We start from the raw sequence: 18,081 nt of genomic DNA, 5'->3' as shown, positions 1-18,081 counted from the left end.
AAATTTATCCATTATTTTAAATGCAAGGAGCTAGCGTGGCTAATCGAAAACTCGCACCATTAAGCGTAAAACAGCGGTTGCTGAAAGGCAGTTTGTTATTGTTACCGTTAATGAGCTGTGCCGCTATTGCAGCGGATAAACCTTCGCAGGAATACAAACCTTTTAGATTAAGTGTCACGCAGATCAGCACCCAAAGCGCCGAGGTAGCTAATGGCAATACTGAGCTACAAAGGGACAGCTTATTACTGAACGCTGGGATGAATGTATCACTGGATAAGCAATGGTCGCTAGGCTTTCGTGTGGGCTATGACCGACTTGATTATGACTGGCGTAACATCACGCTTACTGGCGCAAACAATGTCGCACCGCTGTTTGGCACCGACGGGCAGAATTGGGATCATATCAATCGTTACCGTGCCGGAGTGTCGTTAAATTATCGCATGGATAAACATTGGGCCTTCTTTTTAGCGCCGCAGATCCAATATGCCTACGCCGACACTGCATCGGCCAGCGAAGCCCAGAGTTACGGTATTGTGGCGTCTGCCATGTATGCATTTGATTCGGGGAATATGATTGGCTTTGGCGTCGCGTATCTTAATGATATCGATGAAGTTCGCACTGTGCCTTATCTTGCCATGCGCTGGCAGATAGATGAACATTGGACACTGGCTAATCCATTCCAAGCCGGTTTTAGTGGTCCAGCAGGACTAGAGCTTAGTTATCAATTCAATCCTGATTGGAATATTGGTTTGGGTAGTTCACGTCGTACTGAGCGATTCCTTATTGAGGATGATGATATTGCTGTAGAAACGAACGAATGGGTGAGTTATCTGCGTGGCGGTTGGCGAGCAACGTCTGCTTTAACCGTAAATCTCTATGCTGGTTATTACTTTGATGGTGAGTTAGAAGTGACAAATCAAGCCGCGCTTGAAATGAATAACCAAGGCGCAGCGGCCTTGGATATCGAATTCAAATTCTAACGTTAATGTCAGTTATTTGCCCAGCATGGCCTCTTTGAGGCTTTTCTGGGCTGGCTTATCACCTAGCCAAATTTTTAACAGTGCTTGACGGAACATTTCACCTTCGATGGTGGCTTGTTCCTGTCCATTTTTATAGGCCGTCACGCCGCGGGCTTTATTGGCGACTAAGGTAAATTGGTCACCTTCTTTAATTTCTTCCTTAAACAGCGCCATAAAGGTATCTATCTGCGGTTGAATATCGGCGGTGTTTTCTGCCGTCGCTTGCTCAAAACCTTCAGTGATCGCATCGCGCATTTTTTCTGAGGTGATCATGCCTGAGGTAATGTTAAGGCGTATCGCTGCAACTGGTGCATCAATAACCGCTGCAGTGCTACTTAATGCTGCTGGCAAATACAAACTGCCTACATATAAATCCATAAAGAACTTACTGCGAACGCCCACGCCATTGAGCAGTAATGTTTGGCTATCTAATGTCACTGTCTCGGCGACTTGCACTCCTGAGACTTCTTTGGCCATTAATGTGTGGGGTAATAACAGCGCGCTTGCTAGGGTAAGAGTGGAGAGTAACTTCATAATACACCTCATTTTTCTATTTTAATTATTGGGTTTCATACCAATCACAATAAATATCTAATCAGTTCAGAGCCTCACAGGCATCCCAATCCAAGGCGCATTGACGTAGAAATGGTTATTCCCTTTTAAGTCAATGCAACACCGGAGTCTGATGCCTGTGAGGCTCCCGAAGGGCGGGTTTCAACGCGCTTCATACTGCGTTCAAGGCTTTCGACAGAGCACCACTATGCCTTCAAGCCTTCGCCTTGTCTAAAGCGTGTTGAACTCCCGCTGAATGAACAGATATTTAATTCGATTGGTATAAAGCAGATTTTTATGAGTATTTACAGCAAAAAGTTGACCCCAACTTCTCAAATACTCGGCACCGAAAATGGATGTTAATCTAAAGAAGAGGGGAGAGATAGGCTAATTGTGCTTAAGTATCTTTCGAGTATGGCATACTCATCATTAAGTATGAGCATGCCAACAAGATGACTCCTCGCGCTAAACTATTGCGTAAAAGTGTTGGCGTAAAGCTATCGATGGGAAATCATCAGCGTTAAGCGCCCTGTATAAATTATCCGCGAGTGCCTAGCTTGTATTGACCACTCTGTTCGAACATCACCGCTTGTTTCTGTTTTGGCGAGATCAAAATGGGACCGTCATCAAAGAAAAGAAAACACTTCCAATTGCGGACGAACACATCCCAACGAGTTTCAATAATCTGATATTTTTCATAGCAAAAATACACCGGCGTCTCATCGGGCCATTGTATAAACTCAGCTAACATGGTGGGTAAACTGCTATCTTCACTATCCCAAGCGCTCTGCCAATGATCTGTTTCCACCCAAGCATCAGCCTTCGCCGCCCAGTCTCCCTTAGTAAATTGCTCCGCACGACTACTCTTGTTGCTGATCCATTGGTTCCAGATTTCCATCGCACTTTTATCTGTTAACGGCAGGATGTGCGCCTTGTCCTCGTCAGTGACAGGCAAGTCTTTGTGGTTGAAAATCCACTTACGGCGGTATTGATCTAACGGGATATAAGTGTTGGCCAAGCAAGCTCTCCTAGGTTGAGCCCTGAAGACTCATCAAACATCAATGTGGCGGATTATACTGACTTAGCTAAGTTTAGGGAAATGGCGCAATGTGGCTATATCCTAGTATTGGATTTTATAGTAACGATTAAGAGAGCTGTTTTTTTAAGGGATATAGACTGAGGAAGTTTTAAATTGTGTTTCTGAAAATTATTCTTATCAGAAAAATCTTCAAGTAAAGTTGAAATCACACAAGCACTATCTGGTCTCTCCACAGGAGACAGTTCGCGACATTAACGAAAATTATCTGAAATTAATAAATCATTATAAAACATGCTGTTAAGTGTGTTTCGTGCGGTTTTGACATTAACCAAAATTACTGTATTTTAGTCTAAATTAATCCCTATGGTGGCACATAGGCGGCACAGGATTTAAGGCTAAGTCATTATGAGCATTGAAACAAGCTTCACAAAACGTGCTTTCGAACAGCTCGAAATCGGTCAAAAACGCTTCAGAATTGCGGATTTCGGCCATCGAGACTCAATTAATGGCTTAATCTTAGATGTTTTTCCATCGGGAAAAAAGGTTTTTCGCTTTCGCCGCAAGCATTTAGGTAAAGACGTCATAGTAACGATCGGGGAGTTCCCGCATTTAACCATAGAGAACGCCCGCAAACAGGCCAAGCATATTGCCGTAGACTTGGCCGAAGGGGTGAATCCGAATGAGGCAAAGCGCCTTGCAAAACAAGAGGCTGAGCGCAAAGAAGCTCTGTCGATCAGCGTTCAACAGTTGTTTGATTCCTTCGAAGCTGAGTTTATGGTCAAAATCAAAACGGGTGAGCGGCGACTCAATTCCCTTAAGGATATTCAATCCACATGGAAGAACCACATTCAACCGCGCATTGCTCATTTACCCGTTGAAAGCATCACCGCTGTCGAAGCTGAAAACCTGCTTAAGCTGATTATCACCAAAAACTCTGCCGCTGTGCGTAACAAATGCCTGACCTTGCTCAAGTCGATGTTCAATGAGCAACAAATCAATCCCTTTGGCCGCATCAAAAAATTGGCGGCGGTGAAGCGTGAACGGATTTTAAATCAGCATGAGGTGAGGGCATTACTTGAGTCGTTAGAATTTGAGCCGCCACTTTACCGTGATGTTGTCATGTTATTGCTGTTAACAGGGCAGCGTAAAAGCTGTGTGTTTAGCATGGAGTGGCGCGAGATAGATAGGCAGCGTGGGGTATGGAGGATATAGGACGTGCCAAGGTGGCATTTTTGCATTAATTTTACGTGTTTAATTATTTCCGCTCAGGGCAAGTATATCAGCAACTTAGAGCCCTTTGAAAGGGTTGGGGTTGTGTAAAAAAGTAGTCCCACGCAACCAATTTTCGGGCAAAAAACCTCTTTAAGGTGGCATTTTTGTGTCATTTTCTGCAAAAAACGTAAGATCTTTGAGTGGCGTGAAGTGTGGACAATGCAAAACGAGCTAAGGTGGCATTTTTGCATTAATTTTTTACAGATAAAAATTTAGAACTAAACCAATAATATCAAACACATAAAAATGCATAAATAATAAAATCTGTGCAAAAAAGTAGTTTTCCGCAACCAAATTTCAGGCAATTTGATAGGCATTTTTCACTAATTCTAGATTTTAAATTACGTCCGACAATACAACTTAAAGCCATTGTACCAAAGTATCATTTGACCCAAATTAACATAATTAGTGTTACATCTACTAAGCAACGTTCGTTATAAACCTAACTACATGATATACTAAAATAAAAACCATAGCAGAGCACATCATGGCAGTACAAGCTATCAAGATTACAAACTTGTTATCATTTGACGAAATACTTGTAAGTGACTTAAATGACTTAAACTGTATCGTTGGTAGGAATAATGTAGGTAAATCTAACTTACTTAAAGTTTTAAAGTTCTTTTACAATAAATTAGATGGAAAAGAAGAGTTGCCACCAAAGCTAAACTCGAACTATTCATATAAAGGTTCTATATCTATAACATTTAATATGACAAAGATTTATCGGATAGCTAGAAAGCAGCCAGACAATAAATATTTCGCTTTCATTATTAGAAAACTTATCCCAATTCATAAGCGAAGTATTTTTGCATTGATGCGATACGATAACGACCATACCACCTACACTTTAACACTAAATATCTATAATGATGGTAAAGTAAAGTGGTCAACTAACGACAAACAGATACTTAGTCTAATACTCTACCTGTTTCCGTTCTTTCATATTGAACCTAGACATATGGATTTACATGAGTGGGATAGCTTGTGGGATCTTATAGCAAGACTAAAATCATTTAATTTGTCAACCATTGACGACCAATCTGTAATAGATTTTTTTGATAATTCAATAAATGCGGGTGGAGAAAGCTCGTACCGCAATTATATATCAGATTTAAATGATACCATATCAACTAAGCCTAGCTCAAAAAAAGAAAAGCTATTAAGCTATATTAAAGCTGGTTTGAAAGGCTACCGCTTTGAGATAGATGAAAATGATCTTAAATATCATTCAGATGGAACCAACTCTTACCACTTCATCAAAACATTCTTAAAGATTTTGATTACAATATCAAGAAGAGAGTATATAACGCCATTTGTATTCATCGATGAGCCAGAGCTTGGGCTCCACCCAAAGATGAGTGAATTATTGGTTCAAGATATATATACAAGTTACAAATACAATGAAAGTGGAGAAGACAAGGTTGCAAGGCCAAGAGTGTTTTTAACAACTCACTCTCCAAACATTGTAAAAGAAATAATCAAAAAATTTAGAAAAAAGCAAAAAATATATTGCTTCCAAAAGAAATCAGACGCTACAACGACTGTTAACATTCTCAACTCCACCTACGACAATGAAAGTTTTATAAATATATTTAGCGACAATGAAGCTAGATTATTTTTTAGTGACTTTATTTTATTTGTTGAGGGTGAGAGCGACTTAGAAGCGTTTGGAAATATAAAAATGTCGGAGCACTTTCCCCATTTAAAGAATGTTGACATTTATAAATGCAGCAGTAATGTTATAGGCGAGAGAATAAATCCATCATATTCAAACTCCTCCATCCCGTACATGTTTTTATTTGATGCAGACAAAGCTATTTCGATAAAAGGTGCACCAAAAAAACTATCGTTAGAACTAAGAAGTAATGGGAATTATTTTGATTTCAAGTCGGAAACATTAAAAGCAGAACATAATAAATTCAAATTTGGCTTCAGTAAAAAATATAAATTAAAAAGAGAAAATATATCTAAATTAATAAGCTACAAAAAGATGCCTCTCAAGGTGAACTATACAACGCAGAATTTTTTACAAGAGTCTAATTTCGAACAAATATTTACGGAAGTTAAACGTAGATTGCTTAGTAAAAACATATACATAAACAGAACGACACTTGAAGGGTGTTTAATTCAAAGTAATAGCTCTAAAATAGTATACGGCTGGTTAGATAAAGAGCATAGTTCAAAAACTGAATTGATTTTAGACAGAATTAAACGAAGTAAATATATAACGGAAGAAATGCTAATAGACTACATAAGGGTAATATTTAATGGTAAATCTAACATCTTATATGATTATAGTTACTTTAATATAGAGGCATATATACAGACCCTACAAAAAAATAAGCAAGTAGATGGTAAGTTACGCTACACTTCTAGGCACGCAAAAAAACTTATGATGCTTTTAGAAAAAAATACCGTAGAAAATAAGTTCCTAAATAAGACAGACGGATGGACAACAAGCTTTATAAATTATGCTATAAAATACATTGAAATGGAGTCTGCGGATAAAAAACAACCATTTGGTAGTCTTTTTAAGGTTTATTTTCCTGAACTCTATGATATCATCCGAATGCTTCAACCCGATAGTAGAGGGGAGATATGAGTTTCGACAAATATCTGAGAGCTTGCCTCTCCCGCCCAAAGTGTAAGGGATTTTGTCTTCCTTGCACTTTTTGCATAGTCCTAGTAGTTACTAATTCTGGTCGCCTAATTAGTATGCCTCGTTATACACACCTACGGTGTAATGGTGTTCTTTTGTATCGGGTTGGAGTTTTATGAATAAAAATAAAATTAGTCATATATTCTTTAAGAATGCAATTCTTAAAGGGCAAGATGAACTATTCAATGACTTCTCTCCCGTTGTGAAAGAGTTCAAGATAGGTGCAGATAGTTTTTTCGAAATACCTAAAGACTCTATTCATAGAGATATAAATAATAGAATTACTAAATTTGTATTAGATAAAAACCCTATCAATTCATCGGCATGTGGATTCGTATCTGATAAATCCTATTATGATTTCCTTAGGCCACACATCACAGGTTACTACTTCCTAAGACTTGATATTACAAAATTTTTCCATTCAATACCTTCAATTGAAGTTAAAGACCTTCTTAGTCAGCATTTTAAAAATGATAAAAATGGAGCAAAGTACTCAGATCTTGATATTGCATACATGTCTGTAATTCATAAAGTAAGTAATGCTTATAATGTTCCAGATCTCAAAGGAAAGGAAATTTTACCAATCGGATTTCCATCTTCACCAGTCATATCAAACATTATATTTCGAAGAATAGATATCTTAATTCAGAAACTTTGTGAAGATAAGAGCATTACTTATACTCGATATGCAGATGACATGCTTTTCTCTTCAGCTAAAAGCCGATATCTGCACTCAGAACAATTTGAAAAAGAAATCTCTATTTTCATAGCAACCTTATCACTAAAACTAAAAAAAACAAAAAGAAAAGCAACAGAGAACACTATTTCACTCAATGGCTACGTCATTCAAAACAAAAAAATCAAAAAAAACCCATTCCATACCTACATGGAAGAACCGATTGGAACAATTAGATTATCTGACAAAAAACTAAAACTACTTAAGAAGCTATCAGCATCACTCAGAAATGAGAAAGAACCTGTATACATTATGGAAAAATTGTTTAAATTAAATCATGAAAAATTCAAAAAAAACCACGGTAATAACTTAGAGTTTTATAGTAAATTTGCTGACAATCAATTGCAGAACAAAATAAAAGGATATCGTTCATATTTGGTGTCATTAATAAAGTATGACTATATTCACAGTTGTGTAAGCAAAGATTGTATTTGTACAGTTAAAGAGCTTGTTAAAGTTTTAGAATCAAATATTAAGTAAATTTTAGAGGGGCTAGACTGCTAGCCCCATTTCTATGTACACACGTTTTACTTACCCGAGTGTTTTTTAAAAGCAAATTAAAATTATGATCTTCATTTTTAACTCTACAAGAATAATTCACGCTCCCTAAATCGTTGTATCGCGCGAAGCTCCTCTTTAGTTAAAGAGGGCGGTGTTTGTAATGGTTTAACCTGCTTCACTTTCTTCACCGCTTTAGGCTTTGGCTTCGCTGTTGGTTTTCTTTCTGGCAGACGCTTTTGCTTTACTTTTACGGCTGGCGTGGGAGCCTCATTAGTTTGAGGTATATAGGGCTTGAGGGGGTAAGACTGAGTAAAAATGCCTTTGAAGACAGCCCCAATAACCTCAGCGGCTTGCTCTACGCTATCATCCCCAACATGGGTATATCGTAACGTCATTGTGACTTTTTTATGCCCCAGTAAAGAAGCCACCATCGGAATACTGCATCCGTCCATGACAGCGTAACTTGCAAAGGTATGCCTTAAATCGTGCAATCTTACATCTTCAATCCCTATCTGTTTTCGTAACCTTAGCCATAGCGACTGTACCAACGAAGTGGAAGCGCCTTGTTTCATCGGAAAAAGTTCTGTATTGGCCTTACAGTGATAGCGACTTAATATGTCAACTGCGGCTTGACCAATATAAAGCACTTTTGCCCCTGTTTTACTGTCGGGTAAATGCAATTCATTGCCGCGAACGTACTCCCCTTTTAAAAAGGTTATTTCCGATAATCGGCAGCCTGTGAGCAGTAAAAGCCGCAAAATATCAGCACATTGAGCAATACTGCCGCCGACCTCTTCACATTCATCAAGCGCCACAGATAAACGCTGCATTTCAGCAACACTCAAAAAGCGATTTAATACCCGCCTTTTGTTTTGCCGAATACCAATACAGGGATTAGTCAGGCAATGCCCCTGCCTCAATGCTAACTTGAAAACGGATTGCAATGTATCAAGGTTACGGTTAGCGGCACCTTTGCGCGTTTTACTAATCTCATCAAACCATGCTTGCACCATTTTATGGTTAATCATGTGCAACGGGTAACGGCCAAAATGAGCTAACAAGCGTCTATTCAGCGCGGGCAAAACTGACCGTTTTGTACTGGGTTTCCAGTGTTCAAAAATCATCGGCTTCCATGTTTGTTCAACAAACACATCAAAACGGGGTGAAGCACTCATGCTCGGCTGAATGTGTTCCTCTCGCCATGCTTGAAGTTGCCCTGTTGCTTTCTCCCGTGCCGCTTTAACCGTTAGCGCACTAACAGGCGCAAGAATCCGTGTGCGTGTTCGATTATCAATAAGGCGACTAATAACGTACTGCATCGGTTTATCGGGCATCACTTTAACGCCAAGGCCATGACAGAGACTGTCTTGAATGGTGTAGGCGCGTGTTTGACGGGCTAATGACCGAATAAACACTTGTGTTAATTTCACTGTTTTCATCGTTGCATCTCCCCTGCAATGAGTTGAGAAACGACATTTGCCGCCTGTTGAACATCACGTTTAGCAAGGTGTGTGTACTTTAAGGTTGTTTCAGGTAAGGCATGCCCTAATAAGCGGCCAATCGTGAGGATGTTGATATTGTGCTTTACTGCGATACTGGCGTAGGTGTGGCGTAAGTCATGAATGCGAACATCATTAAGATGAATAGTGTGGCGCAATGGCCGCCAAAATCGGTCTAAACAAGCAGGGGTAAACGGCTGTGAAGGTGATTGATGCCAAAAAAGATACTCGCTGACTTGCGGCCAATCACTCAGCAACTCCCGCGCAAAGGAAGATAGAAACACCGTTTTAGCGCCTGTTTTACTGTCGGGCAAATACCAATGCCCTTGCCGATAATCAGCCCATTTGACGGAGCACACTTCGTTACAGCGACAACCCGTTAAGATTAGTAACCGTAAGACCATCACCGCAACGGGTGACGCTTTTTCGTGGCTATCTAAAGCCAACCATAGCCGCTTGAGTTCTTCCTCAGATAAATAACGCTCACTGTGCGTAGATTTATACCGCTTAAAGCCTTTGCAAGGGTTACTTTGCGCTGGACGATACTCATACACTTCGGCTTGCTGCATCATTACCGACAACAACGGCAACAAGCGATTAGCCATGCCTTTCGAGGCATGCATACCATCAAACCACTGCTCTATGTGTTGTCGTGTCAACGCTGCAAGCGGAACATCACCCAACACAGGGGCGATATGCCGCGTAAAACCACGCTGGCTATTGAGTAATGTTGAGGGCTTCCAATGACGGGCATATCTTGGAAAAAACTCTTCTGCGAACGCACAGAGCGTAAGAGAGGGCGCAGGTTCACGCACCACCCCATAACGTAACGCATCTATGTGCTTTCTTGCCTCAAGTCGCGCATCATCAAGCGTGATATCATTTGCATTGCCGATAACATGAAGTTGTCGCAAGCCTTGATACTGGAAACGAACGTAATAACACCGAATACCAGAGGGATAGGCTCGCATAAAAAAAGCGGGAAAATATTTATCGTAAAACACCGTTATTTTCTGTGGTGTGGGTAAATTATCTATCATTGACTGTTGTAGTTTAATACTCGGCATAGGTTTTCCTCGTTCAGTAAGGTGGCATTCATGAGGTGTTTTCGAACCATTTTCGGGCTAAAAACACGTAAAAAACGCATTAAATTTCACTGAGCAAAAAAACAATAAAACACATCAAAATCAACATACTAAACTCAACAAACAACCATTCCCTTGGAGCGTGGGGTGTGGATTATCCCGACCAGCAAGATTAAATCGAAAAAGCCCCATGCGGTGCCGTTAACCAAAGAGGTGATGGCAATACTCGAACGCCGAAGCCATGACGCGGTGCAGGGGGATAAGTATGTGTTCCCTGCCGAGCGTAGTCATTCGGGTCATATAACCGAGAACGCAGGTAAAGGCAGCTTCTGGTATCGCATTACTGAGCGGGCAGGGCTGCGAAGTCCTGAAAAGTCAGCAACAGCGAAAGAGGATAACGTCACTATCCATGACCTACGGCGAACCATTGCCAGTTGGAGCGTGATGCGTGGTGGCAATATTCAAACCACAAGTAAGCTGTTAGGGCATAGTGATATTAGTATCACTGCTAGTACCTATGCTCATTTAGACATTGAAAATGTCAGGGCAGAGTTGGGGATCACCACGGCGCAACTCTTGGGGACTTATGTTCAAGAGTCTAAGGTCGACATACTGGTTCGTGAAATTAAAAAGCTAACAAAAGAAGAGCTTGAAGAGTTAAAAAGTCAAATTTACTTAATTAACAACAATAGTAGTTTTATAGGTTAGTAAAGGATGGTTAATTTCCTATGTTTTAATTCACTGGGTAAATCATTTTCGTCCCCTGATATTAGTGCTTTGGTGAACGCTTCATAATAAGATGGTATTGGCTTTTCCTCGTCACGATTAAAATATTTTATTCCATCAACAGTTAGTTTATACAACCCATCTCCATAATCAGTGATTCTTCCTGCATGTCTGTGGGTTGTAAGATGAGGTGTTTTTTTCCATAGTTTGAATGGCTTTTCAGTATTTAGCTTTCCTATCTGTAGTTCAATTAAAGCAATAAAATAAGCTCTTAATAGTGCTTTTTGAGTTTTTGGAACTGTGACTAACCTAAATAATGTTCCATTTTTATTGAAGTTGTCAAAAATATCCTTGTTATTTTCTATAATTTCTTCGCAGTTCATTTTGTTAACTGGTATTTTTAATATTGATGATATAAAGCTGCGGTCAATAGTTGTTGCCTGCCCAATAAGATTATTAAATATAACTAATGACTCTGAAGTTAATTTAGGGTTGTCTGATATTTGAATTATTTCATTTAGATTGTTCATAGAGTTTTTTGAAATATTGCTTGAGCCAATAATAAGAGTATTCCCAAAAATTAGCATTTTTCCATGAAAATTACTAATGGAGTATAAGCATACGCCTTTATAAAATAAATTCTTTAAAGCTAGAGCAGATGTTACACCCGATGCTATGGCATCAGGTGATGCATCGACTATTAGTTGATCTCCACTTTCAAAGTTTAATAAACTCTCATCGGTAAAATATGAAACGGCTACTCTCTTAACAGTAGCTGTTTTTGATATGGAAATTATCAATCCCCAGACACTTCCAGATAATATTTTCATTTGTAATCCAGTCATTTTTAATGTTAACTCAAAGGTTTGTTATAAATGTAGTAGAAAAATTAAAATTATGAAGCTATTCCTAGGTAGATATTAGAGAAAAATATGTAATTAGTGAGCTAGTCAATCAGCGGAACTTAGATTATCGCCTATTTATGTGTTACTGCTGCAATTGCGAATGTCATTAAGTCTATGTATTATAAAGAATTTTATTTTATTTCTTGAGTGTTTTGCATTGTTTTCGTTAAGGCATAGGATTTGCTTTCCGATTGCTCTAAAATGCTTACTTATTCTTATGTTACTAAATAGTCTAGAGTTAGATTATTTTTGAGTTAAATCAGATGCTTGAAGACGATATAAAGGTAGCCCTTATTAGTTACCTTCGTGATAAAAATAAAAATTATTCAAACTCTATTATCGCGAGTGAATTTGTTTTTGATAATTTTTCCCGCAGGGCTGATTTACTATTGATTGATTCTGGTAGATTTTTTGCTTATGAAATTAAAAGTGAGTTTGATAGCTTGATCAGATTAGAGGGGCAAATAGAGCAGTATTTAGACTATTTTGATAAGCTGACACTTGTTGTTGCACCGAAACATTTGAAATCAGCTTTAGCTAAATCTCCTGAGTGTGTCGAAGTATTAGAAATTAAAGATAATAAGTTTAAATTAATTAGGCGAGGTAAGATTAACAAAAAACACAATCCTGAAAAGCTATTAAAATTGTTAAAAGTAAAAGAGCTTAAATCATTGGCGAAAAAGTTTGGAGGTACTAATGAAACTCGTAAAGAGTTAATTGTCAATTCATTATTGACTCTGGCTCATCCGTTTTTAAAAAATTATGTTGTGGAAACGATTTCTTCCAGATTCAAATATTCAAGTGAAGCATTTAAATTAGTTAGTTGTGAACGTGATATATGTACAGATGATTTGAAATTGCTTTCTAATTCAAAGTTCATAAAATTAAACAAAAGAGATATTAGTAAGACTTTTAATCACGTAGATGAAAAAATGGAAGCTATGCAAAAAAGCTCAAATGAACTTGTATTTGGTGAGCCTCCAATGTATATAAAAAAACTATTGTAAAACTAACATTTAATCTACCCAATCATCATCAGTATCGATCTCTTCAATATCTTCACCATAGTGAAGCTGTTGAAACAAATGAATGTTAATTCTTGCTGCTGTAGCTTTTTGAGCATCAGTAATACCAAAGTTGTCCCCAATAGCTGTTTTTTGGATTTGTTGCGTTCCCCAAACTAATAAATTTGGGTCCCAATATTCCTTTTCAATTATTTTCTTAGCTAATAATGTATATATATTATGCTTTTCTTCCTTGGTTGCAGTTTTTACATCATCAAAATCCTTTCTTATATGTTTCCACTCCAGTTTTCTTGGGTAGTCAATTCTTGGTGGAGGTATTCTAGATGCTCCAGTGGCTTTGTTTAAGGAGACTGAACCGTAATCAGAATAGATTAGTTTAGTTACTATTGCGTTACTTACCTTATCAAAAATAATTCTCTCATAAATAGAACTCTCTCCTTCAGATATTCCTGAAAAACTACTAGGAAATGATGTTGCCGCTAGAGAGTACCTGCAGTTTTTCTTACAGGATGTTGCATCAATAATATATTGAACAAATTTTACGATAAGAGGAATGTTATTAATGTAAGAGTAATTAACTTGGCCTAAATCAATCAATATGTATAAAGGGTTAATTAGAGTCGAACTTACAATACTAAGTATATGTTCAATTTCAGTTTGCTTGTAATTATTTAATCTAATTCTCAATGCAACAGGCATTTCAGAGGCGTCAGGTTTGCTATACTGAAAGCATTGGAGTTTTAACTCTGATATGTCATCAAGTTGTATTGTTGGAATTGCATTTTTTAAAGATGAACAGTATTCAATCCAGTTCGAATAACCATTGTCTGGTTGAGATAAGTTTAATACTTGGTCATAGACTTCTCGTGGATATTTTCCATCAACTAGTAGCTTCTTTATTACAGTACTATTCCTTATGAAATCATAATCAATATCAGCTATCCAAGCTCTGTCTTTGTATATCTCTTTGATTTTGTTAGTTGTGTTTTCTAGCTTATTAGAAGCCATCCAGCCTTTTAAGGGGAAGTATGGTAATATTAAGTCTTTGTCTTTTTCTGGAAGTTCTGACAATCCTTTAATTTCCGAGCCACTAATTGAGAGAATTGGGATGTATCTAGGTGCGAAATCTGACACTACGTTCTCCTTGAAATTAAAGTTTTCCGAGTCTAATTTTTATTGCTGTTGTTGAAACTTCGAAAATTGATGATAACTCCTCATACAGAGGTTCATGTTTCAAGTTATCAAACTCTTCAATTTTAACTTTCATTTGACTCCATGGCATTAATATTTCTGCTGCCAACCTGTTAGCTTCGGCTTCAAGTTTATCGGATAGTTTTGAGCGATATAATGCATCATCAATAATTCCATCACCTATTAATTCTTTGTGCAGTAAATAATGAGATATTTCATGTGCGATTGTAAATCGTTGTCTTTCCTTTGTATCATGTCGATTTACTTTTATTATATAACTATCACCATCCTTCCTTATCTCTCCAGAAATTCCATTTTGCAATGTTGATACTTTAATTTTTAACCCAAGGGCTGAAGCAATCTTCCCAACTTTTACGGGAAGTTCAAAATGAAACTCTGAAATAAATGAGTTTATATCTTCAATATGATTAGCGGTATGAGAATTTTTTTGCATTTAAATATCCTCTATAGTTTCTATCTCAATGCCTCTGTAGGTTATTTTCAATACTGCATTTTCAATTACAGCATTAAACGTACCACTTTCAATCAGTTCTATTAGCTCATTTTTTGTGTAGTTAGGTAAAATTTCTGGAAGAGTCTCTTTGGTCTTTTCTGCTGCAATTTTTTTCGTTTCTTCAATAATTTTTCTATATCCATAGAAAGAGAAAAAAGCTATGAAAACACCAAAAGTTGTTACAATTGCTGCAACGGATGCTAATAATATCCCAACCCAATCAACCCATGATGTTGAATTTTGTTGTTTGAATGACTCTAAATTTTTTTGTGTTAAATCATATTTTGCTTCGAGATTTGCTAAATTTGAAATTGATTCTTGTAGCTTTTCCCTTAAGTAAATATTTTCATTTGTTAATTTTATAGTCTCAGATTGAATATCTATAAGCTTATTTAAAAGAAAGCCTTTCTCGATATCTATCTCAGTGACAATATTGTTAGATGATGATGCAGATTGTTCTTCTTGTGCATAAGATTTTCCTATTAAAGAGGTAATAATTATGCATAAGATTGCCATAATACAAAATGTCCATTTTTTGTAGAAAACACGATAATTAGCAGATTTTTTCATTCTTATTCCTAAGCAATATACAATCTCTTTAGTAAGTGATCTTGCATCGTAATGATGTGATTTTAAATTAGAAAGCTCATGGTGTATATAAATTTGCGTACACTTATTGACAGAACTCCAAGTGAGAGCAAAAAGCATTTCTCTGAACCTGAGATTTAGTTGCTAGCGTCCATGTATGGACGCGGGTGATGATCTCCACGCCGAAAGAGATAATCCCCTTTAGCTGGGCTAGTGCAGTATCGCCATAGCGATTGGTTTTGAGTGGCTGATAGTGTTCTGGAGCTATTTCCGCATCTATTCCCGAAGCTAATCCCGTATTTAACCCCGAAAATCCTGCAACAGTTCCTGAAATGATTTCCTGCATTCCTGAATCGTAGTCTTGAAATTCCCGAGATGGTTCTTGCATGTTCCTGAAAGCGTCCAGCAATTGAATCTCGGAATTTTCGGGATTATTTCCGCATTCTTTCTGGCTATTTCCGCAATCCTGCAATGCGTTTCGGGATTGTTCTTGGATTAATGCGGTAATTGGCTTGCTTTGTGTGTCAGTGGCTCCACTGTGGCGTGTTTGGGCTTGGAGCGCATTGGTTTGGGTTTGGTATAACGGACGAATGGTTTGTTCGGCTCGTTTACAAAATACACCGCCCATAAGTTGAGTGTATAAAGCCCAATTGCTGCTGTCGGCCGCTTGGCGAATGGCTTCTATCCAATCAAGTGACGGATCTTTAATTGCGTCTAGGCGTCTTAATTCGCGCCAAGGGGTTACACCAACGCCACCGATTTGTTGAAACTGCCGTATGCCCCAACAGGACGCCCATACTTTTATCCTGATTGCTGAGCTTGAGGCATCTTTGCCGTAGCTGTCGTATTCGATGCCTTCACCGTCAATATTCTTGTAGATGTATTTCATTATGTAGCCAGTGGCAGAACCTTTGGCTGGATCAATATATTCCACTTTGAAGCGGCGCTCCTTTGCGCCTTGCTCATCACCATCTTCCTCTAAGCAATAGTGTGTGAAGGTATCGACTAAGGTTTGCTGTTGCTCACTTGGGACAAATAACAGTAAGTGCCAGTGTGGGGTGCCGTCATGGTGTGGCTCTGCTACCCGAAAACCGAAAGGGGTGACTTGTTCACGGGCAAGGGCGGCACGAATGCGGGCAAAGGTGCGATTTAAGTATTCTTGGGCATCGAGAGGGGTTGCGCCATTCCAATTGGGATTTTCATCGCCCGTTCTGGCAAAACAGCGATGGTATTTAGACGGTGTAGTCATGGTTAAGAATAGGGCGCTATAGCCCATTTCTTTGGCGTAATCTTCAAAGCCACGGATGCGAACCATCAACTCGGCCTTGCGAATGGCGGGATTAGAGACATTGAGTTTGGATAATTCGGCAAGACTTGCACTATAGCCGTGTTCGTTGGTGGCTATGGTGTTTTCTAATAGCTGTTGATTGCTCTGCCATTGGGTCTGAAAATTGCTGACGGTAATGTTACTGGCATAAATGCCTTTTTGTTTACTGACCAAATTGAGTTCCCGTGAAATGGTTTCAATTTGCAGATTGCGCTGTTTTCTTAATTTCCGTTTCCACCAAATTTCATCGCCAGCGCGGGCGAGTACGCCATAGACTTGGGCAAGCTCAAAGTCATCAAGTGTGTCCAACTTAAGATGGTTGATAATTGTCTCGCTCAGTTTTGGCGGCTTAATGCTATAGCACGCCATGTAATGCAATAGCATGTTGTAAATAGTGAGTAATCCCTTACCTTCTGCTTGCGCTGCAATCTGTATACAGCGGCGGGCGTGTTGCTTTGCCTTTGCGCTTATATCTTGCTGCTCAATATTCACATGGTAGAAATGTTTATCCTTACCCATAACGGCGGCAATGCGTTTAGTCAGGTGTAACACGCTTAGATTGGCCTCACGGCGGTTTGGCTTCTTACGATATTGCCGCATAATCGCTATACGATGAGGCGAGGGTAGGCCATAGAGTTTACTGTCTAGCCAGTGTTTATCGTGTTCATGGACATTAAGCATATGCCTTTACCTCGTTGTTAGTCAGTAATTGCTTACCTCGCTCGTTAAGCGTGAGCTTTTGCCAACGAATGCCCATCTCAAATATTGTGCTTTCTGTGAGTAGCCCTTCACGTTTTAACCGAAACAAGGTGCGTTTTTGAAAGTGACCGTTAAAGGTTTCAATACCGTCAACCTTGCCAAAGTCACTGCAAATTTCTGAACATAGGAAAAGGCTATTGCCCTTTAAGAGCCATTGGGCAAATTCCTGTTGTTCATCGGTGAGTTTGGGCATGGGGATAGAAGGGGAGGTCATCATTATTTCACCTCCCCGTTATGTAATGGAACAGTTTGCTTTTGGTCAGTGGCTTTTAAGGTGTACCCGTTAACAGAGTCAAAGCTTGTTAACGGGTACACCTGTTCGATTTCGGTCTCTGTACCCGTTAACGGGTACTTGGACTCGTTATATAACCTAATGGTCTCTAGGGATTGTTGAAGTGTGTGGTCGATCATCGCCAATTGAATGATGACGCAAAACAAGAAACCGAATTTAAAGAGTGTGATCATAAACCCTCCCGTTAATGAAGGATTCAACATCACTTTGGCGATACTTAACGCTGCGGCCTACTTTAACGAAGCGCAACGGGTAGCGGCCAGTACAGCGCCAAACGGATAGAGTGCCGATGGTGACGCCGAGAAATTCGGCGACCTCTGTCGGACTAAGTAATAGATCGTTCATGGTAACTCCTGATTAAAGTAGATTTGTCAGGAGTTAAGATAATT

At 38.8% G+C, this 18,081-nt stretch carries 19 protein-coding genes; 7 read left to right on the top strand and 12 right to left on the bottom strand.

From position 1 onward, the window contains the following. Positions 1-35: 35 nt before the first annotated feature. Positions 36-980, top strand: coding sequence for a DUF6268 family outer membrane beta-barrel protein (locus AAA952_RS17115; RefSeq protein WP_338258671.1), 945 nt, complete (start codon positions 36-38; stop codon positions 978-980). Between the two features lie 12 nt (positions 981-992). On the opposite strand, the gene AAA952_RS17110 is transcribed toward AAA952_RS17115, so the two are convergent. Then, complete coding sequence (locus AAA952_RS17110) at positions 993-1,553, bottom strand: chalcone isomerase family protein (RefSeq protein ID WP_338258670.1); 561 nt, start codon at positions 1,551-1,553, stop codon at positions 993-995. Positions 1,554-1,745: 192 nt separating this feature from the next. Between AAA952_RS17110 and AAA952_RS17105 the strand changes: the two genes are divergently transcribed. Further along, the gene (locus tag AAA952_RS17105; protein ID WP_263196120.1) at positions 1,746-1,934 is read left to right on the top strand and encodes a hypothetical protein; all 189 of its coding nucleotides are present in this window, start codon (positions 1,746-1,748) and stop codon (positions 1,932-1,934) included. 175 nt (positions 1,935-2,109) lie between these two features. Here AAA952_RS17105 and AAA952_RS17100 read toward each other — a convergent pair whose 3' ends face one another. Then, positions 2,110-2,589 carry a DUF2947 domain-containing protein gene (locus tag AAA952_RS17100; RefSeq protein WP_113939450.1) on the bottom strand — a complete coding sequence of 160 codons (480 nt, stop codon included), beginning with the start codon at positions 2,587-2,589 and terminating at the stop codon, positions 2,110-2,112. Positions 2,590-3,015: 426 nt separating this feature from the next. Between AAA952_RS17100 and AAA952_RS17095 the strand changes: the two genes are divergently transcribed. The 3 genes from AAA952_RS17095 to AAA952_RS17085 all read left to right on the top strand — a co-directional run bounded on the left by AAA952_RS17095 (position 3,016) and on the right by AAA952_RS17085 (position 7,760). Next, the gene (locus tag AAA952_RS17095; protein WP_338258669.1) at positions 3,016-3,822 is read left to right on the top strand and encodes a tyrosine-type recombinase/integrase; all 807 of its coding nucleotides are present in this window, start codon (positions 3,016-3,018) and stop codon (positions 3,820-3,822) included. Positions 3,823-4,369: 547 nt separating this feature from the next. Then, positions 4,370-6,487: a retron Eco8 family effector endonuclease gene (locus AAA952_RS17090; RefSeq protein WP_338258668.1), complete on the top strand. Its 2,118-nt coding sequence runs from the start codon at positions 4,370-4,372 to the stop codon at positions 6,485-6,487. A gap of 172 nt (positions 6,488-6,659) precedes the next feature. Then, the gene (locus AAA952_RS17085) at positions 6,660-7,760 is read left to right on the top strand and encodes a reverse transcriptase domain-containing protein (protein WP_338258667.1); all 1,101 of its coding nucleotides are present in this window, start codon (positions 6,660-6,662) and stop codon (positions 7,758-7,760) included. A gap of 104 nt (positions 7,761-7,864) precedes the next feature. Here the strand turns inward: AAA952_RS17085 and AAA952_RS17080 are convergent, their stop codons facing one another. Then, entirely contained in the window at positions 7,865-9,115 is a 1,251-nt protein-coding gene (locus AAA952_RS17080; protein ID WP_338258666.1) for a tyrosine-type recombinase/integrase, read from the bottom strand. A 101-nt stretch (positions 9,116-9,216) separates the two neighbouring features. After that, the gene (locus AAA952_RS17075; protein ID WP_338258665.1) at positions 9,217-10,347 is read right to left on the bottom strand and encodes a tyrosine-type recombinase/integrase; all 1,131 of its coding nucleotides are present in this window, start codon (positions 10,345-10,347) and stop codon (positions 9,217-9,219) included. Positions 10,348-10,500: 153 nt separating this feature from the next. On the opposite strand from AAA952_RS17075, the gene AAA952_RS17070 reads away from it, so the two are divergent. Beyond that, entirely contained in the window at positions 10,501-11,073 is a 573-nt protein-coding gene (locus AAA952_RS17070) for a tyrosine-type recombinase/integrase (protein ID WP_338258664.1), read from the top strand. Here the strand turns inward: AAA952_RS17070 and AAA952_RS17065 are convergent. Continuing rightward, positions 11,070-11,921, bottom strand: coding sequence for a phospholipase D-like domain-containing protein (locus AAA952_RS17065; protein WP_338258663.1), 852 nt, complete (start codon positions 11,919-11,921; stop codon positions 11,070-11,072). The genes AAA952_RS17070 and AAA952_RS17065 overlap by 4 nt on opposite strands. Positions 11,922-12,259: 338 nt before the next feature. On the opposite strand from AAA952_RS17065, the gene AAA952_RS17060 reads away from it, so the two are divergent. Then, a complete protein-coding gene (locus AAA952_RS17060; RefSeq protein WP_338258662.1) occupies positions 12,260-13,003 on the top strand; it encodes a sce7726 family protein in 744 nt (247 codons plus the stop codon). 9 nt (positions 13,004-13,012) lie between these two features. On the opposite strand, the gene AAA952_RS17055 is transcribed toward AAA952_RS17060, so the two are convergent. From AAA952_RS17055 to AAA952_RS17025, 7 genes are all read right to left on the bottom strand, one after another. Next, a complete protein-coding gene (locus AAA952_RS17055) occupies positions 13,013-14,155 on the bottom strand; it encodes a beta family protein (RefSeq protein ID WP_338258661.1) in 1,143 nt (380 codons plus the stop codon). Positions 14,156-14,171: 16 nt separating this feature from the next. Next, complete coding sequence (locus AAA952_RS17050) at positions 14,172-14,666, bottom strand: ImmA/IrrE family metallo-endopeptidase (RefSeq protein WP_338258660.1); 495 nt, start codon at positions 14,664-14,666, stop codon at positions 14,172-14,174. Beyond that, complete coding sequence (locus tag AAA952_RS17045; RefSeq protein ID WP_338258659.1) at positions 14,667-15,296, bottom strand: hypothetical protein; 630 nt, start codon at positions 15,294-15,296, stop codon at positions 14,667-14,669. It lies immediately after the preceding gene. Between the two features lie 103 nt (positions 15,297-15,399). Then, positions 15,400-17,322: a replication endonuclease gene (locus AAA952_RS17040; protein WP_338258658.1), complete on the bottom strand. Its 1,923-nt coding sequence runs from the start codon at positions 17,320-17,322 to the stop codon at positions 15,400-15,402. After that, entirely contained in the window at positions 17,315-17,617 is a 303-nt protein-coding gene (locus AAA952_RS17035; RefSeq protein WP_338258657.1) for a hypothetical protein, read from the bottom strand. Before AAA952_RS17035 ends, AAA952_RS17040 begins: the two co-directional genes overlap by 8 nt. Further along, the gene (locus AAA952_RS17030; RefSeq protein ID WP_338258656.1) at positions 17,617-17,865 is read right to left on the bottom strand and encodes a hypothetical protein; all 249 of its coding nucleotides are present in this window, start codon (positions 17,863-17,865) and stop codon (positions 17,617-17,619) included. Before AAA952_RS17030 ends, AAA952_RS17035 begins: the two co-directional genes overlap by 1 nt. Continuing rightward, positions 17,849-18,037, bottom strand: coding sequence for a helix-turn-helix domain-containing protein (locus AAA952_RS17025; RefSeq protein WP_006082439.1), 189 nt, complete (start codon positions 18,035-18,037; stop codon positions 17,849-17,851). Before AAA952_RS17025 ends, AAA952_RS17030 begins: the two co-directional genes overlap by 17 nt. Between the last annotated feature and the right edge of the window lie 44 nt (positions 18,038-18,081).

It is taken from the genome of Shewanella sp. M-Br, from assembly GCF_036245925.1.
GTDB classification, from domain to species: Bacteria; Pseudomonadota; Gammaproteobacteria; order Enterobacterales; family Shewanellaceae; genus Shewanella; species Shewanella oncorhynchi.
The sequence above is the reverse complement of the archived record's forward strand: the minus strand, read 5'-3'. Positions and strand labels throughout refer to the sequence as shown.

Bases quoted from the DNA above. Each gene is read 5' to 3' on its own strand.
- AAA952_RS17110 (WP_338258670.1), bottom strand. From the start codon at position 1,553: ATGAAGTTACTCTCCACTCTTACCCTAGCAAGCGCGCTGTTATTACCC.
- AAA952_RS17095 (WP_338258669.1), top strand. From the start codon at position 3,016: ATGAGCATTGAAACAAGCTTCACAAAACGTGCTTTCGAACAGCTCGAA.
- AAA952_RS17090 (WP_338258668.1), top strand. From the start codon at position 4,370: ATGGCAGTACAAGCTATCAAGATTACAAACTTGTTATCATTTGACGAA.
- AAA952_RS17085 (WP_338258667.1), top strand. From the start codon at position 6,660: ATGAATAAAAATAAAATTAGTCATATATTCTTTAAGAATGCAATTCTT.
- AAA952_RS17080 (WP_338258666.1), bottom strand. From the start codon at position 9,115: ATGCCCGATAAACCGATGCAGTACGTTATTAGTCGCCTTATTGATAAT.
- AAA952_RS17075 (WP_338258665.1), bottom strand. From the start codon at position 10,347: ATGCCGAGTATTAAACTACAACAGTCAATGATAGATAATTTACCCACA.
- AAA952_RS17065 (WP_338258663.1), bottom strand. From the start codon at position 11,921: ATGAAAATATTATCTGGAAGTGTCTGGGGATTGATAATTTCCATATCA.
- AAA952_RS17060 (WP_338258662.1), top strand. From the start codon at position 12,260: ATGCTTGAAGACGATATAAAGGTAGCCCTTATTAGTTACCTTCGTGAT.
- AAA952_RS17050 (WP_338258660.1), bottom strand. From the start codon at position 14,666: ATGCAAAAAAATTCTCATACCGCTAATCATATTGAAGATATAAACTCA.
- AAA952_RS17045 (WP_338258659.1), bottom strand. From the start codon at position 15,296: ATGAAAAAATCTGCTAATTATCGTGTTTTCTACAAAAAATGGACATTT.
- AAA952_RS17040 (WP_338258658.1), bottom strand. From the start codon at position 17,322: ATGCTTAATGTCCATGAACACGATAAACACTGGCTAGACAGTAAACTC.
- AAA952_RS17035 (WP_338258657.1), bottom strand. From the start codon at position 17,617: ATGATGACCTCCCCTTCTATCCCCATGCCCAAACTCACCGATGAACAA.
- AAA952_RS17030 (WP_338258656.1), bottom strand. From the start codon at position 17,865: ATGATCACACTCTTTAAATTCGGTTTCTTGTTTTGCGTCATCATTCAA.
- AAA952_RS17025 (WP_006082439.1), bottom strand. From the start codon at position 18,037: ATGAACGATCTATTACTTAGTCCGACAGAGGTCGCCGAATTTCTCGGC.